The following is a 15,100-nucleotide window of genomic DNA, read 5'->3' as shown; positions in this document are numbered from 1 at the left end:
TTATTCCAATTCATCCCTAACTTCCATCAAGGCAAAACCTAACAAATTCAAGCCTTTCCATTTCTTCGGATTCAAAGCATCCGTATGATCACTTGCCATACCAATTCCCCAAATTGCATCAACAGGACTTGCTTCAACAATAACTCTGTCTTTTGTGTTTAATAAAAAAGTTTTTAAATCTGGATTCTGACTGAACTTATGAAAATTACCTTCTTTCACAATTTCAAATCTAGCCGCTAACCAAAGGGTTTCATTATAATTTTTTACTTCTCTTCCTAACTTTTTGGCTTCAGCAGGAGATTTAGCCAAAAGGATTCTCTTCAAAACTGCATCATCTTTAAATAATTCGGCTTTCTTTGCCATCATCCAATGTTCGGCTGTTTTATAAGTCACTTTATCAACTTCAAAAGAACTTAACCACCATTGACTAAAGCACGTTTTTGTTATTGTTCCGTCTTTATCGGGTTGATGTCCCCAGAAAAGCAAAAACTTACTTTCCGGAGCTATATTATCTATATTGTATTTCATCTTTTTAATTTTTAAATTAAGATTCTAACCTATCACACAATTCCAAAATATCATTTTCCTTGCTAAGCGATTTCGTCTAAATAATTTATTCTCCAAAAGCGCTTTCAAAATACTTAAAACTTGATTTTTTTTCAGAACTGCTCAACACAGCAAAAACTATTTTTTTAAAAGCACCTGCATATTTTTCCGAAATAATTTCTTTGAATAAACTTGCTACATCATTTGGCTCATTCCTAAAAACACCACATCCCCAAGCTCCCAAAATCAGTGTATCAACCTTTTGCTTTGAAGCAATTGCTAATAACTTGTCCATTCTTTTTTTAAAGACTTCTTCTGTTTCAGCAATTTCTTCTTTTCTGTTATGCTGCAACATTGCGCCTTTGTTTGGTGCCGGTGCCGTAATTATATCTGCAACTAACGGTTTTTCAAAGTAATCTCCATTATCATCATTCCAAAACAAAACATTCGGACTATAAATCATGTAATCTGAATATAAAAACGAAGACTGATTTTTATTAAAATCATACATTGTTTTGTCTTTAATTTGCGTTGCATAAAGATTTGAAGATCTAGCCAAACTTTCTTCTTGAGCAGAAGCGCCTCCTAAAAAGCCACCTCCCGGATTTTTTGCCGAAGCGAAATTCAAAACACCAATTTTTCCATTTTTCTCCTGAAAGATTGCTTCAATTGTAGAACAATTTTTCGCAATAATCTCTGTTTCAAATTTATTTTCAATTGGAATATCTAATATTACATTCCAATCATTTGGCGCAATTGTGAATGTATTTTCTAAGGATTCTTCTAATTCTTTTTTTATAGCAATCTTGTTTTCATTATAATCATAAAAGCCATTTTTTATGATTTCTAAAGTTTTATTTGCTATTTCTACTCTATAATTTTTACTCATAATTTCAATTTGATTACCTCGACATCTTCACCATCAAAATCTTTAAAAGAATTGGTTGTAAATATCTTATCGAAGCAGTTTAAAACTTCAAAACCTTTATTGAAAATTCCGTGACTTACTGCCAAATACAGTTTTCCGGCATTTTTCTTTTTTAGTTCTTCTGCTAATCCTACAAAAGTTCCTCCGCCATCGCAAATGTCATCAACAATCAAACAATCAATTCCGTTAAGATCGTCTTCATACACTTTAAATCCAGATAATCTTCCGGTTTTTACATCTCGGCTTTTGCTGCATTCTACAACATCTACTCCACCTAAAAACTCAGAAACTTTATATATTTTTTTAAGAGCTCCGCCATCAGGAGAAATTAACTTTACGTTTTCTCCAGTTATTTTTAAAACTTCTGCTATAAAGGTATGATTCGGAATCACCTCGCAATTGTTAACCAAAGCGGGAGTAACCTCAGAATGGGCATCAAAAACAAAAACTTTATTCAATTGAAGTGTATTTATAATATCAGCATACACTTTTACAGAAAGAGATTCGCCTTTGATCATTACACGATCTTGTCTCGCTGCGGGAAAATAAGGAATAAAAAGATCAATTACTTTAACGTCCATTCTGCGTAAAGCATCTACCGTAATACACAATAATCCCAAATCATTGAATGAATTTAGACGATGTGTGATGGTTACTTTTTGAGAAACATCAAAATTAGGATTGATTTTAATATGTGGTTCTCCTCCAGAAAATGTAAAACTTTGAAAATCGATTTGTTCCTGATTAGTTATAGGAGTAAATTTTGGGTCTAGGTTAAGTATCATAATTTTTATAGTTTGCGTTAATTATACGCAAATGTAGAGTATTCTTTTTAATAAACAATTTATTTTGTGTAAAATTTACGCAAACTTTATTTCGAAGTGAAAACCATCTTCAATTAATTGATTGTATTTCAATTTATTAAACTTAAAAAGTTTTGCAGGACGACCGCTTTTTATGGGAGAAAAACGATCAGTTTCTTCTAAAAATCCATAGCTAAGGATTTTTTTTCTAAAGTTTCGTCGGTCAATTTCTTTTTCTAAAATCGTACAATAAAGATTTTCAAGCTCAGAAAAAAGAAATTCATCCGGAAGTAAATCAAATCCGATAGGTTCGTAAGTAAGTTTAGATTTTAATCTTGACACTCCTTTTTCAAGTATTAAATTATGATCGAATGCTAAAGGCGGAATTTCATCAATTTTACACCATTGCACTTTCTCGGCATCTGTATCTGCTTTAATTTCTAAGTTTGAAGCATCGACCAGCGCATAATAAGCAACAGAAATTACACGGTTTCTGGAATCTCTCTTGATATCATCGCCAAAAGTGTATAACTGTTCCATAAAAGTAAGCTGCACATTGGTTTCTTCATGTAATTCTCTGATCACTGCATCACTCAAAGACTCGTCTTCTTTTACTAAACCTCCCGGTAAAGCCCAATATTTTTCGGCTGAGCCAAATTTCTGCTCAATTAAAAGCGCATACAAATTGTTGTTTTTATACCCAAAAACAATGGCATCGACCGCAACTCTAATATTTTGAAAATTTTCCATAATCCTAAATCATATCAAACAAATATAACGAAGAAGAGCCAATTTTATAATTTCTTACCGAAGTAATAAATTATAAAACTGGCTCTTTATAAAAATATTTTCTTTCTTATTACTCTACTGTAACTCCTTTTTTGTGAATTAAAGTACATTGTGACTTATTTATGCTAACTACAGCATCACCTTCAGCTGAATAACCTCCCGCAGTTTCATAAATATGCGATACAGTATTCCCGTTTACAGTTTCAGTCTTTCCGTCACCAAACGTCCATTTTACCGAATGCAAAGTTCCTTTACCGTCATATTGATAGGTGAAATTGATTTTCTTAGGATTTGCAGGATCTGCAGCATATTTTACACTTGCAAGTGCCGTTTCTCCTAAACAATCAATTATTGATTCTTCTACGTCTTTACCGCAAGAATTAGTCATAAAAAACACTACTCCCAGAATTATAAATGTTGCTATCTTTTTCAAAATCTTAATTTTTTAGTGGTTTATCTCTCAAAAATATTCTTTTAAAAGATAAAGTCAAAAGAAAACAAAGGAAAATTCTTCCATTTAAAGAAAACATAACAAACAAACCTAACGAATGAGAGCCAATTTTATAAGCTATTACCGAAGCAATAAATTATAAAATTGGCTCTTTATTAAAATACTTTTTTTTCTAGTTTACAGTAAGCGTCTTTTGTGGGGTCATATGACAATCCGTACCATTTTTTCTAATCGTTACTTCGGCTTTAACTACATAACTTCCTGAAGTATTATAAGTATGTGACACATCATTGCCAGCTACAGAAGGTTTTCCATCACCAAATGTCCAGGTTACGGCTCTTACAGTTCCGCTTCCTGCATAGTAAAATGAATAATTAATTTTCTTAGAATTTGCTTCATCTGCGGTATGTTCTAATTTAACCAAAACTGATTCTCCGGTACAGTCAACAATCGATTCTAATTCTTTACTGCAAGAATTAGTTATAAAAACGATTGTAATTAATATCAAAACTGTTGCAATCTTTTTCATTTCTCAGGGTATTTATAAATTTGTTACTCAAAGTTACCTTATAAAAAACCCAATAAAAATGATTAAAATCATAATCTGTTACCAAAAAATAGCTTAAGTTCTTTAGCAATAACATCAAAAAACGAATTCAGATTATTGTTTTTTGCGGTTAATAAATAGACAAATTCTTCCGGTACATGAAAACTATTCCACAACAACTGCAATCTGTTTTCTTTAATATATTTTCGCGCGTTACAATTCCACGTTATAGCAACTCCTTCATTATCCACCAACATTCTAAGCATTTCAGATTCTGACGGAATAATATAATTAGGCACCATTGCAGGTCTTTTTTTATTGAAAGCATGCAACCAGAATAATTTTATATGTGGAATTCTGGCATCATGACTGTACCATTTTTGTTCATTAAGCCAAAGCTCGATTTCTGTATAATTGTCTGCTTTTAATTTCTGACGGAATTCTGTTGCATCCAAACTAACAGGCGCAACCATTATCAGTTTAATTTTTCCGACGATTTCATAAACAGTGTCAAATGTGTCAAACCTTTTTGTCGTAATTGCAAAATCAAGTTTTTTAGCATCGACAAGTGCAAAAAGTGCATCGTTATCTGCAAAAGTAAAATCGATTAAATCAAATTTAGCAATCAGCAGATTACCAATGCAATTAAAAAGATCTTTAGAAATACCAACCGATATTAACCGATTTGCATCTTCGGCTTTTGCCCGAAAAGTATTCTCTACATTTTCAAGTCGATCAAGCGCATCAATAATCAAATTATTGAGTAACTTAGCGTATTCCGTTGGTTCTACGCCTTTTGACTTTCGGTTAAATAATTTATTCCCAACATGAGCCTCCAACATTGATATTTGCTGACTTACAGCAGGTTGGCTCATAAATAACTCTTTTGCAGCGATAGAAAAATTTCCGTTTTTATAAACCGCTTTAAATGTTCTGTACCATTCGAGATTTACCATGACATAAATTTATTTATAACAAACATAGTTTATTTTATTTTTACAAATATCACTTTAGCCGTAAATTTGACAAAAATTTTAAACTTATGAAGAAAATAGCATTACTTACGATTATAGCATTCGCAGCTTTCAGCACATCAGCTACAGCACAAAAATCAACTAAAAAAGGTATGAAAAAAGTATTATTTGTTGTAACCAGTAACGATAAACTGGGCAATACAGGAGAGAAAACAGGATTTTGGTCAGAAGAATTAGCTGCACCATATTATGAATTATTAGATCAAGGAATCGAAATTACGATTGCAACGCCACTTGGAGGTCAGCCACCAATTGATCCAAAAAGTAATGATCCGGCATCAGCAACTGAAGACACAAAACGTTTTGATGCTGATAAAGTATTACAGGAAAAATTAAAAAACACACACAAACTTTCGACTATTAATCAAAAAGATTATGATGCCGTTTTTTATCCAGGAGGTCACGGACCGCTTTGGGATCTTGTTGAAGATAAAAACTCAATTGCTTTGATCGAATCTTTTTATACACACAAAAAACCGGTAGCTTTTGTTTGTCACGCTCCAGCGGTTTTAAAAAATGTAAAAGTTAACGATGAATTTTTAGTGAAAGGTAAAAAAGTAACCGGATTTACAAACGAAGAAGAAGAAGCTGTAGGATTAACTAAAGTTGTTCCGTTTTTATTGGAAGACGCTTTAATTCATAATGGAGGTAATTTTTCGAAAGGTCCAAACTGGCAACCATACGCTGTTGAAGACGGACTTTTAATTACAGGTCAAAACCCAGCTTCATCTAAATTGGTAGCAGGTAAATTATTGGAAAAATTGAAGTAAAGAAAAGGTGCTAAGGTTCTGAGATACTAAGGTGCTAAGGTTTTTTCTTACTAACTTAAAAACTCACTCTCTTATTCACCAATAAACATAAAATAGAATTAAAAACAAAGATGCTAAGCTTGATCGATAAGTCCAAAGAAAAAAAACTTAGAACCTCAGAAACTTAGTATCTCAGAAACTTAAAAACAATAATAAACAGATGCTAAGATTCCTAGATATTGAGTACGCAAAATACTTAGTCCCTTAGAACCCTAGCATCTTAGAAACTCTAAGAAAAATGTTAAACTTTGAATTATATAATCCGACGAATTTAATCTTCGGAAAAGGACAAATTGAAAAACTTTCTACTTTAGTACCAAAAGATGCTAAAATTTTATTGGCTTACGGTGGTGGAAGTATTTTTAAAAATGGTGTACACGAGCAAGTAATCAACAACTTAAAAGGTTTTGATATTGTAGAATTTGGTGGAATTGAACCAAATCCGCATTTTGAAACATTGATGAAAGCAGTTGAAGTTATTAAAGCCGAGAAAATTGATTTTATTCTTGCTGTTGGTGGTGGATCTGTAATTGATGGTGTGAAATTTATTTCGGCAGCAGTAAACTTTGACGGAAATCCGATTGATATTTTACAAAAACGTATGCTGATCAAAGAAAATGCGGTGCCTTTTGGAACTGTTTTAACTTTGCCTGCAACAGGAAGCGAAATGAATTCGGGTTCTGTAGTTACGATTAAAGCTACTCAGGAAAAACTTGCTTTTGGCGGAAGCGCATTATTCCCAAAATTCTCTATTTGTGACCCAACTGTAATTGCTTCTTTACCAAAAAGACAATTGCAAAACGGTGTTGTAGACGCTTATACTCACGTAATGGAGCAATATTTAACGTATCCGCACGAAGGTTATTTACAAGATAGAATTGCCGAAGGTATTTTGCAGACTTTAATCGAAGTTGGTCCAAGCGTTGTTGAAAACCCAACAGATTATGCTTTGGCTTCAAATTTTATGTGGAGCTGTACAATGGCTTTAAACGGATTGATTCAAAAAGGTGTTCCTTCAGATTGGGCAACGCACATGATTGGTCATGAATTAACTGCTTTATACGGAATCGATCATGCCAGAACTTTGGCTATTATCGGACCAAGTTTGTATAAAGTGATGTTTGAAACTAAAAAAGGAAAACTGGCACAATACGGAAGAAGAATTTTTGGTTTACAAGGTTCTGAAGATGAAGTTGCTAAAGAAGCGATTAACAAAACGGTAGAATTTTTCCATACAATGGGAATGGATACTAAGCTTTCGCAATACACAGATGATTATTCTAAAACTGCGGATTTCATCGTAAGTCGTTTTGACGAAAGAGGCTGGAAAGGTCTTGGCGAAAACCAATTAGTAACTTTAGACAAAGTAAAATCAATTGTTGAAATGAGCTATTAATTGACAGTCTCAGTATTTAGTCTCAGTTAAAAACTGAAAACTGCGACCGTAAACTGTTACTAAAATATTAAAATCAAAAAAGGCGTTCTTAAGTTATTTAGGAACGCCTTTTTAAAATACTAAAACAAAACTAACTAACTCAATTCTTATTAAACTCATTTAAAATTCTAATTTATAATCAGTTACAACGTAAGAGCTTTAATATTATTGTATAAATAGTAAATTATTTTTTTATTAATTTAAAACTCCCTGAAAACCATTGAAATTAAAGGGGTTTTAGAAATTTCTTAAATGAGATTTTGTATTATTACTACATTATTAAGTACTTTTGTTTTAAATTATTAAAATAATGAGTGAAAATTTAAAATTTGCAGTAATTGGAGGAGGAAGCTGGGCAACGGCAATTGCAAAAATGTTATGCGTTAATCTCTCAGAAATTGCGTGGTACATGCGTAACGATGCTGCAATCGAGCACATTCAGAAATACAAGCACAATCCAAACTATTTAAGTTCAGTTGAATTTGATACCAATAAACTTAAATTAACCAATAATATAAACGAAGCGATCGAATATGCCGATTATGTGATCTTTGCTATTCCATCTGCTTTTCTTGATGCCGAATTAAAGAATATGACTGTTTCATTGTCAGACAAAATTATATTCTCGGCCATTAAAGGAATTGTACCTGAAACAAGTTTAATTGTTGGAGAACATTTTCACATTCAATACGATATTCCATATTACAATATTGGAGTTATTACAGGTCCATGTCACGCTGAAGAAGTGGCTTTAGAAAGACTTTCTTATCTAACAATTGCTTGTGGCGATCCTGATAAAGCGCGAATTGTTGCTAAATCACTTTCCGGAAACTATATCAAAGCCAAAATCTCTGATGATATTATTGGTACCGAATATGCTGCAATGCTTAAAAACATTTACGCAATCGCTGCCGGAATCGCACACGGTTTAGGTTATGGAGACAACTTTCAATCGGTTATGATGAGTAACGGAATCCGTGAGATGAAAAAATTCATTAGAAAGGTTCATAAAATGAAACGTAACATCAATGATTCTGCTTATTTGGGCGATTTATTGGTTACAGGATATTCCGTATTCTCAAGAAACAGAATGTTCGGAAACATGATTGGAAAAGGCTATACGGTAAAAAGTGCCATGATGGAAATGAGTATGGTTGCCGAAGGTTATTACGCAACAAAAAGTGCCTATAAACTAAATCAAGGTTACGGCGCAAAAACTCCTATTATAGATGCCGTTTACGCAGTTTTGTACGAAGGAAAAGATGCTAAATCTGTGTTTAAGAAACTGACTGAGTCTTTGGATTAATTTTTTAGAAGAAAGACTTTTAGAGGCAAGAAGCAAGATTGTAGCGGTTAGATTCTAGATTTTTAAACGCAAGAAGAAAGAAGCAAGACTAGATATAGACTTTTGTTTATGATATAAAAAGAGCCAAGACTAATTATTTAGATCTTGGCTCTTTCTTCTTTATTCTATTCTCTATAATCTATTCTCTTGCTTCTTGCATCTACAAATCTTGCTTCTTATTTCACCATAACCCCCTCAACAAACAAAATCGGCACTTCTTCCGTATCGTTTTCATTGATTAGGTTTGATTTGAAGATGAATTTCTTGTCGTATAATTTATTATCAATGAAGAAAGTCACCATAAATTCGTTGTTCAAAACCAATAAGCTTTTCTCTACCATTTCGATTTTTACTACTGAAACTGCCGGAACTTCAACAAATGCATGACGCAAAACTGATGTTTTTTTCATTTCGCCATCAATAGTTCCAAATGCTTTTGAAACTACCATAACGCTGTCTAAATTAAAATCACTGTCGTTTACAAGATAAGCGTACCACACTTTTTCCATAAAATCATCGCTCCATTCCTGAACAGCGGCTAAAAACACGTTTTCTACTTCTGGGATTGTTATATCTGCTTTCATAATGTGTCAAAAGTTATAAAGTCAAAAGTCGAAAGTCCCAAACTTTGAGACTTTCGACTTTTGACTTTCGACTTAAATTAAATATTTGCTTTAAATTGCTCTAAGAAACGAACATCATTTTCGTAAAACATACGGATATCACCAATTTGATATAGCAACATTGCGATACGCTCTACTCCCATTCCAAAGGCAAAACCGTTGTATTCGTCAGGATTGATGTCGCAATTTTTAAGAACATTTGGATCAACCATTCCGCAACCACCAATTTCTAACCAACCAGTTCCTTTTGTGATACGGTAATCAGTTTCGGTTTTTAAACCCCAATAGATATCAATTTCGGCACTTGGTTCTGTAAACGGAAAGTATGAAGGACGTAAACGAATCTTAGATTTTCCGAACATTTCTTTGGTAAAATAAAGTAATGTTTGTTTCAAATCTGCAAACGAAACGTCTTTGTCAATGTACAATCCTTCCACTTGGTGGAAAATACAGTGCGAACGTGACGAAATTGCTTCGTTACGGAAAACACGTCCCGGAGAAATAGTACGAATTGGCGGTTTGTGATTTTCCATATAACGCACCTGAACTGATGATGTATGCGTACGCAACAACACATCAGGATTTGTCTGAATGAAAAATGTATCCTGCATATCACGCGCCGGATGATATTCCGGTAAGTTTAATGCGGTGAAATTATGCCAGTCGTCTTCGATTTCCGGACCTTCGGAAACGTTGAAACCAATGTTGGCAAAAATGTCTATAATTTGATTTTTAACGATAGAAATCGGATGACGAGAACCAATAATAACTGGTTCTGCAGCACGAGTTAAATCACCAAAAACACCTTTAATTTCTTCTTTACTTTCCAGTTCTTCCTGAATAAGTCTAACTTTTTCTTCGGCAACTGTTTTTAAAGTATTAATTACTTGTCCAAAATCTTTTTTCTGGTCGTTTGGAATGTTTTTGAACTCTGTAAAAAGTTCTTTCAACAAACCCTTACTACCTAAATATTTAATACGGAATTGTTCTAAGGATTCTTTGTTTTTTTCATTAAAGGCTTTAGCTTCCTCTATATGTTGTTTTATCTTATCTATCATTTTCCTTCAATAATTGAGAATACAAATTTACATAATTTGTTTCAAGTTTAAAGTCTAAAATTTAAAGTTTCCTTTGCAAGCTGTGATATTCCTTCACAACTATTTTATCAGACTTATTTTGCTTTCTATTTCCTGTACTTTTTTGAGCCAGAAATCTATTCCATCCTGATTCTTAACAATCTCTTTTTTAAAGTTTGCCGAAATAGCATTTAATTTTCCCCAGTTTCTCTGACTGTCTTTATCATGCTCAACTTTGGTCGTTGGTTCTATTCGGGTTCTCCAAAAATCAATACTTTTAAGATAATTTGTTTTTAAATCCTCAAAATATTCGATTAATTTTTCTTTAGAATTAGGAATGTAACCCGGACCACTGCAACCACAAGAATGAAAAGCGATTCCAACAGAATATAAACTTTTCAGATGTTCCCATTTTTTTAAATCATCCTTTTTTGGCGATTCAAAATCAAGTCCCATATTTGCCATTAATTCGCCACATTCAGGACATTTTGCCTCTTGAATCGATTCTGCGCCTCTTTTTATATCATTTATAAGTCTTCTCTTAAATGTTTTCCGACAATTAAAACAAGCATAATGAGGTTTGTAGGCGACCATTGCGTATCTACACATCTTTTTTTTAGTTTTCAGTCGCGGTTTTAAGTGTTCAGTCGCAGTTTACAGTTTAGCAAATTCTGAAAACTGAGACTGCGACTGAAAACTAAAAAACCTACTCGATAAGTTCTCTTTCTAAGAAATAATTCACAATCGCTTCTTTCATCAAAACCGATTGTTCTCCCGCTTTTAGCGAAGGCAATTCTTCTTTTACTTTGTAATGTGGCCATCCTTCAGCATCAAAAAAATCGAATTCATAAAACCCATAAGGTTCCAATAATCGGCAAATAGCGATGTGCATCAGATTTAATTTTTCATCTTTTTTGAATTCGCGGTGTACTTTTCCGAGTTCCTGAACTCCAATTAGGTAAATTATGGCATCTAAATCTAAGTCTTCACCTTGCGAAAACTGATTAGAAAGTATATCGACGAGCTTTTCCCATCGCTCTTTTAGTATTGTATCTCTGGACATTTTTATAATTGTGAATTATGAATTGTGAATTATTAATTCAAAAAACGTAAAATTTAGCTTGCAAAGATACGGACTTCAAATTCAAAGACCTTAAAAAACGGAAACTTCCGTTTTCATAGTATTGAAATGGCACGCAGATGACGCGGATTTTGGCAGATTTGCGCTGATTTTATTTTTTTATTCTTTAAACCTTGACGACAAATCATAAAATTTTTAAGTCATAAATCAGCCAAATAATTTTAATCTGCGATAATCCGCTAAATCAGCATAATCCGCGGGCTAAAAAACCTCTGAACCTTTGCAACTCTTAACCTCTGAACCTCAAAAAAAGATATATATTTGCGCCTCAATAAAACCAAAGAAAATATGAGTTTTTTAGACATGCTTTTTGGAGCACTTTTAGCTTTTAGTTTATACAAAGGAATTAAAAACGGTCTTTTTGTAGAAGTTGCTTCCTTTATTTCGTTATTGTTGGGAATTTATATTGCGATTAAATTTTCGTCTTTAATGAAAGAAATGATCATGAAGCACGTTTCCTGGAATCCAAACACGATTCAGGTTACTGCTTTTATTCTGACTTTTATTTTAGTGGTAATTGGTGTTTATTTTCTAGCCAAAATCCTTACCGGAATTGCCGATTTTGCTTTTCTTGGCTGGGCAAATAAACTTGGCGGAGGTTTTTTCAGAATCCTAAAAACGATCTTAATTCTAAGTATTTTTATTGCGCTTTTTGAAAAAATAAACTTCAATGAAACTTTCGCCAAAAAAGAAACTTTAGATAAATCTATTTTTTATAATCCTGTAAAAAAAGTAGCCGCTTTCGTTTATCCTTCGATCGAAAAATGGTACGAAGAATTTAAAGAAAGCCAAGCAGATAAACCAAAAGAGGAAACTGAAAAAGAAGAAACTTCAGAAAGTAATTAGAAAAATCCGTTTTTTATCAGCGTTTTCGCTTTAGCGAATCAGTAAAATCAGCGTATAATTTTGACGCGGATAAAACAGATTTACTTCGTAAAAACGCGGATAAAAACGGGTTTGATTTGTCAGGTTGAGCTAAGTCGAAGTCCATTATACAAATCGTGCCTTCTCTAGAAGCTTCGACTTCGCTCAGCCTGACAGTAGGTTTCTAAAATAACTTTACCAGTTTATTTCTAAACTTTCTCCTTTTTTCAGAGTGATTGTTTGTTTTTTATCTCCGTTTATTAAGGTTGTTTTTCCTCCTATTTTAGAAGAAATTATTATTTTTTGCAGCTTTTTATTTTCCCAATTCATTGCGATTTCAAATCCGCCTCGAGCGCAGATTCCTTTTATTGATCCAGTTTCCCACGCGTCTGGTAAAGCAGGCAAAAGTCGGATTTCGTTTTCATCAGATTGTACTAACATTTCGGCAACAGCTGCGGCTCCTCCAAAGTTTCCATCAATTTGAAAAGGTGGATGTGCGTCGAATAAATTCGGATACGTTCCTCCGCCTCTTCTTGGTTTTTCGGTTTTCTTTCCATCAGGATCTACATATCGAAGTAATTCTCTGTACATTTTATAAGCGCGATTTCCGTCCCAAAGTCTTGCCCAAAGATTGATTCTCCAGCCTTTTGACCAACCAGTTGTTTCATCGCCTTTTATTTCCAAGGTTTGCTTTGCAGCCTTAGCCAAATCCGGAGTTTTTAATGGCGTTATATGATCGCCAGGAAAAAGTCCGAATAAATGCGATTGGTGACGGTGTTTTGGATCTTCGTCATTCCAGTCAAAATACCATTCTTGCAAGTTTCCTTTTTTACCAACTTGATACGGATGAAATTTAGAAAGTGCTTTTTCTAATTTTGCTCTGAAATCGGCATCAATATTTAAAACTTCTGACGCTTTAATTGTCTTTTCAAAACATTCTCGAATCATCGCTAAATCTGCTGTTCCGCCATACATCGTTGCTCCAATAAAACCATCCGGCGCAATGTATTTATTCTCCGGTGAAGTCGAAGGCGAAGTAATTAAATTTCCGTTTTTGTCCGTAATCATCCATCCTAAAAAGAATTGCGAAGCGCCTTTCATAATTGGATATCCTTCGTTTTTTAGGTATTTTTTGTCTTGCGTAAAAACGTAATGTTCCCAAATATGTGTACTCAACCAAGCTCCCGATAATGGCCAGCAAGCCCAACTTGGATCTTCTTTCTCAAAATTTCCAACGGGATTCGTCATTGCCCAAATATCAGAATTATGTGCCGAAGCCCAACCTTCATTTACGCCATAGAATGTCTTTGCAGTAATTTTTCCGGTAACCGAAAGATTTTTTATAAAACTCAAAAGTGGCAAATGCATTTCAGAAAGATTTGTATTTTCGGCAAGCCAATAATTTTCTTCCAGATTGATGTTCATCGTATAATTACTACTCCAAGGCGGATTTAGATATGGATTCCAAATTCCTTGTAAATTCGCAGGAACGCCCAAAGTTCTTGAACTGCTTATTAGCAAATAACGTCCGTAATTGAAGTAAAGGATTTCTAAATTTTTATCTTCTTTTCCGTCTGAATATCTTAGTAAACGTTCGTCTGTAGGTAAATCCGGTGCAGTTGTTTTTCCTAAATCTAAAGAAACACGATTGTAGAATTTTTGATAATCTTTTGTATGACTTTCTTTTAATTTATCGAATGGTTGTACAAATGCCTTGTTCAGATTTTGTAACGCAATTGATATATCATTTAAACCTTCCGTCGAAGGATTTTTGTCAAAACCATTAAAACTTGTAGCCACAGAAACGTAAATATAGGCTTCGGTTGCGTCTTTTAAAGTTAAAGCATCTCTGGAACTTGTAATTTTTCCGTCTGTTTTTTTAACTTGAATTAAAGTAGTAAATCTTGTCCCTCTTTCTTTTACTTGTCCGTATTTTGGTAAAACTGAATATCCTGGATTTTCATGAATTGGAGCGACTCCGGTCATTATCAAAATATTATTTTGTACTTCGACATTTGATTTTAGTAAACTTTTTAAATTAATATCAAAATTCAAACCTCCTTTTTCACTGCTTGTCAACTTAATTACCATGATTTGGTCTGGTGCCGAAACAAAATATTCGCGAGTAAATTTGATACCGTTCATTTCATAAGTCACTTTTGATACGGCATTCGAAATATCCAACTCACGATAATAATTGACTGCTTTTCCTTTCTCAGAATTATTGATTTCTAACGTTCCGAGTGGCGAATATGATTCCGAATTTTTTCCTTCAATTTTTTTATTCAATTCATCAGCTAGTTTGTAATCTTCGTTTTTGAGTGCTTCTCGAATTGCCGGAATATTTTTGTACGCTTCGGGATTCATATTTGCATTTACAGGTTCTCCCGACCAAAGCGTGATGTCATTTAGATAAATTTTATCCGTGTTTGCGCCGCCAAAAACAGTTGCTCCCATTTTTCCGTTTCCTAAAACTAAACTTTCTTCAAAAAATTCTGCGGGTTTATTATACCATAAAACATGACTTGATTGTGCGGTCATGTTGAGGCAAAAAGTTGTGAATAGTAAAATGAAAAATGTGTTTTTTAATTTCATTGATAAGGTTTTAATTATTTCCAATTGAAATGTTAATCTAACGTTCAACGGATTAAAATCCGTTGTTACAATATAGTTCGTTCCTCCGGAACTTTAAAAAGCCTTTGACTCGAA

General features: G+C 33.4%; 16 protein-coding genes. 4 read left to right on the top strand and 12 right to left on the bottom strand.

Annotation, left to right across the window (positions count from 1 at the left end):
- From C8C83_RS10450 to C8C83_RS10420, 7 genes are all read right to left on the bottom strand, one after another.
- Window positions 1–528, bottom strand: a complete 528-nt coding sequence (locus C8C83_RS10450; RefSeq protein WP_121328454.1) for an NADAR family protein — start codon at window positions 526–528, stop codon at window positions 1–3.
- Between the two features lie 85 nt (window positions 529–613).
- A complete protein-coding gene (locus C8C83_RS10445; protein WP_121328452.1) occupies window positions 614–1,435 on the bottom strand; it encodes a TIGR02452 family protein in 822 nt (273 codons plus the stop codon).
- Window positions 1,432–2,259: a ribose-phosphate diphosphokinase gene (prs, locus tag C8C83_RS10440; protein ID WP_121328450.1), complete on the bottom strand. Its 828-nt coding sequence runs from the start codon at window positions 2,257–2,259 to the stop codon at window positions 1,432–1,434. Before prs ends, C8C83_RS10445 begins: the two co-directional genes overlap by 4 nt.
- 75 nt (window positions 2,260–2,334) lie before the next feature.
- The gene (locus C8C83_RS10435; protein WP_121328448.1) at window positions 2,335–3,027 is read right to left on the bottom strand and encodes an NUDIX domain-containing protein; all 693 of its coding nucleotides are present in this window, start codon (window positions 3,025–3,027) and stop codon (window positions 2,335–2,337) included.
- Between the two features lie 109 nt (window positions 3,028–3,136).
- On the bottom strand, window positions 3,137–3,499 hold the full coding sequence (locus C8C83_RS10430; protein ID WP_132011740.1) for a PKD domain-containing protein: 363 nt from the start codon (window positions 3,497–3,499) through the stop codon (window positions 3,137–3,139).
- A 190-nt stretch (window positions 3,500–3,689) separates the two neighbouring features.
- On the bottom strand, window positions 3,690–4,046 hold the full coding sequence (locus tag C8C83_RS10425; protein WP_121328444.1) for a PKD domain-containing protein: 357 nt from the start codon (window positions 4,044–4,046) through the stop codon (window positions 3,690–3,692).
- A gap of 68 nt (window positions 4,047–4,114) precedes the next feature.
- On the bottom strand, window positions 4,115–5,020 hold the full coding sequence (locus C8C83_RS10420; protein ID WP_121328442.1) for a LysR family transcriptional regulator: 906 nt from the start codon (window positions 5,018–5,020) through the stop codon (window positions 4,115–4,117).
- A gap of 86 nt (window positions 5,021–5,106) precedes the next feature.
- On the opposite strand from C8C83_RS10420, the gene C8C83_RS10415 reads away from it, so the two are divergent.
- The 3 genes from C8C83_RS10415 to C8C83_RS10405 all read left to right on the top strand — a co-directional run bounded on the left by C8C83_RS10415 (window position 5,107) and on the right by C8C83_RS10405 (window position 8,648).
- On the top strand, window positions 5,107–5,868 hold the full coding sequence (locus C8C83_RS10415; protein WP_165877233.1) for a type 1 glutamine amidotransferase domain-containing protein: 762 nt from the start codon (window positions 5,107–5,109) through the stop codon (window positions 5,866–5,868).
- A gap of 277 nt (window positions 5,869–6,145) precedes the next feature.
- Window positions 6,146–7,303, top strand: coding sequence for an iron-containing alcohol dehydrogenase (locus C8C83_RS10410; protein WP_121328440.1), 1,158 nt, complete (start codon window positions 6,146–6,148; stop codon window positions 7,301–7,303).
- Window positions 7,304–7,652: 349 nt separating this feature from the next.
- A complete protein-coding gene (locus C8C83_RS10405) occupies window positions 7,653–8,648 on the top strand; it encodes an NAD(P)H-dependent glycerol-3-phosphate dehydrogenase (protein ID WP_121328438.1) in 996 nt (331 codons plus the stop codon).
- A 215-nt stretch (window positions 8,649–8,863) separates the two neighbouring features.
- Here C8C83_RS10405 and C8C83_RS10400 read toward each other — a convergent pair whose 3' ends face one another.
- The 4 genes from C8C83_RS10400 to C8C83_RS10385 form a co-directional block, all read right to left on the bottom strand.
- Entirely contained in the window at window positions 8,864–9,271 is a 408-nt protein-coding gene (locus C8C83_RS10400) for a hypothetical protein (RefSeq protein ID WP_121328436.1), read from the bottom strand.
- 77 nt (window positions 9,272–9,348) lie between these two features.
- Window positions 9,349–10,368, bottom strand: coding sequence for a phenylalanine--tRNA ligase subunit alpha (gene pheS, locus C8C83_RS10395; protein WP_121328434.1), 1,020 nt, complete (start codon window positions 10,366–10,368; stop codon window positions 9,349–9,351).
- A gap of 99 nt (window positions 10,369–10,467) precedes the next feature.
- Window positions 10,468–10,995 carry a hypothetical protein gene (locus C8C83_RS10390; protein WP_121328432.1) on the bottom strand — a complete coding sequence of 176 codons (528 nt, stop codon included), beginning with the start codon at window positions 10,993–10,995 and terminating at the stop codon, window positions 10,468–10,470.
- A gap of 97 nt (window positions 10,996–11,092) precedes the next feature.
- Window positions 11,093–11,449: a hypothetical protein gene (locus C8C83_RS10385; protein WP_121328430.1), complete on the bottom strand. Its 357-nt coding sequence runs from the start codon at window positions 11,447–11,449 to the stop codon at window positions 11,093–11,095.
- Window positions 11,450–11,815: 366 nt separating this feature from the next.
- Between C8C83_RS10385 and C8C83_RS10380 the strand changes: the two genes are divergently transcribed.
- A complete protein-coding gene (locus C8C83_RS10380) occupies window positions 11,816–12,373 on the top strand; it encodes a CvpA family protein (protein ID WP_121328428.1) in 558 nt (185 codons plus the stop codon).
- A gap of 213 nt (window positions 12,374–12,586) precedes the next feature.
- Here C8C83_RS10380 and C8C83_RS10375 read toward each other — a convergent pair whose 3' ends face one another.
- A complete protein-coding gene (locus C8C83_RS10375) occupies window positions 12,587–14,986 on the bottom strand; it encodes a glycoside hydrolase family 95 protein (RefSeq protein WP_121328426.1) in 2,400 nt (799 codons plus the stop codon).
- Window positions 14,987–15,100 lie beyond the last annotated feature (114 nt).

The organism is Flavobacterium sp. 90 (genome assembly GCF_004339525.1).
Lineage (GTDB): Bacteria > Bacteroidota > Bacteroidia > Flavobacteriales > Flavobacteriaceae > Flavobacterium.
This window is presented reverse-complemented; position numbering and strand designations above follow the sequence as displayed.

Bases quoted from the DNA above. Each gene is read 5' to 3' on its own strand.
- C8C83_RS10450 (WP_121328454.1), bottom strand. From the start codon at position 528: ATGAAATACAATATAGATAATATAGCTCCGGAAAGTAAGTTTTTGCTT.
- C8C83_RS10445 (WP_121328452.1), bottom strand. From the start codon at position 1,435: ATGAGTAAAAATTATAGAGTAGAAATAGCAAATAAAACTTTAGAAATC.
- prs (WP_121328450.1), bottom strand. From the start codon at position 2,259: ATGATACTTAACCTAGACCCAAAATTTACTCCTATAACTAATCAGGAA.
- C8C83_RS10435 (WP_121328448.1), bottom strand. From the start codon at position 3,027: ATGGAAAATTTTCAAAATATTAGAGTTGCGGTCGATGCCATTGTTTTT.
- C8C83_RS10425 (WP_121328444.1), bottom strand. From the start codon at position 4,046: ATGAAAAAGATTGCAACAGTTTTGATATTAATTACAATCGTTTTTATA.
- C8C83_RS10420 (WP_121328442.1), bottom strand. From the start codon at position 5,020: ATGGTAAATCTCGAATGGTACAGAACATTTAAAGCGGTTTATAAAAAC.
- C8C83_RS10415 (WP_165877233.1), top strand. From the start codon at position 5,107: ATGAAGAAAATAGCATTACTTACGATTATAGCATTCGCAGCTTTCAGC.
- C8C83_RS10410 (WP_121328440.1), top strand. From the start codon at position 6,146: ATGTTAAACTTTGAATTATATAATCCGACGAATTTAATCTTCGGAAAA.
- C8C83_RS10405 (WP_121328438.1), top strand. From the start codon at position 7,653: ATGAGTGAAAATTTAAAATTTGCAGTAATTGGAGGAGGAAGCTGGGCA.
- C8C83_RS10400 (WP_121328436.1), bottom strand. From the start codon at position 9,271: ATGAAAGCAGATATAACAATCCCAGAAGTAGAAAACGTGTTTTTAGCC.
- pheS (WP_121328434.1), bottom strand. From the start codon at position 10,368: ATGATAGATAAGATAAAACAACATATAGAGGAAGCTAAAGCCTTTAAT.
- C8C83_RS10390 (WP_121328432.1), bottom strand. From the start codon at position 10,995: ATGTGTAGATACGCAATGGTCGCCTACAAACCTCATTATGCTTGTTTT.
- C8C83_RS10385 (WP_121328430.1), bottom strand. From the start codon at position 11,449: ATGTCCAGAGATACAATACTAAAAGAGCGATGGGAAAAGCTCGTCGAT.
- C8C83_RS10380 (WP_121328428.1), top strand. From the start codon at position 11,816: ATGAGTTTTTTAGACATGCTTTTTGGAGCACTTTTAGCTTTTAGTTTA.
- C8C83_RS10375 (WP_121328426.1), bottom strand. From the start codon at position 14,986: ATGAAATTAAAAAACACATTTTTCATTTTACTATTCACAACTTTTTGC.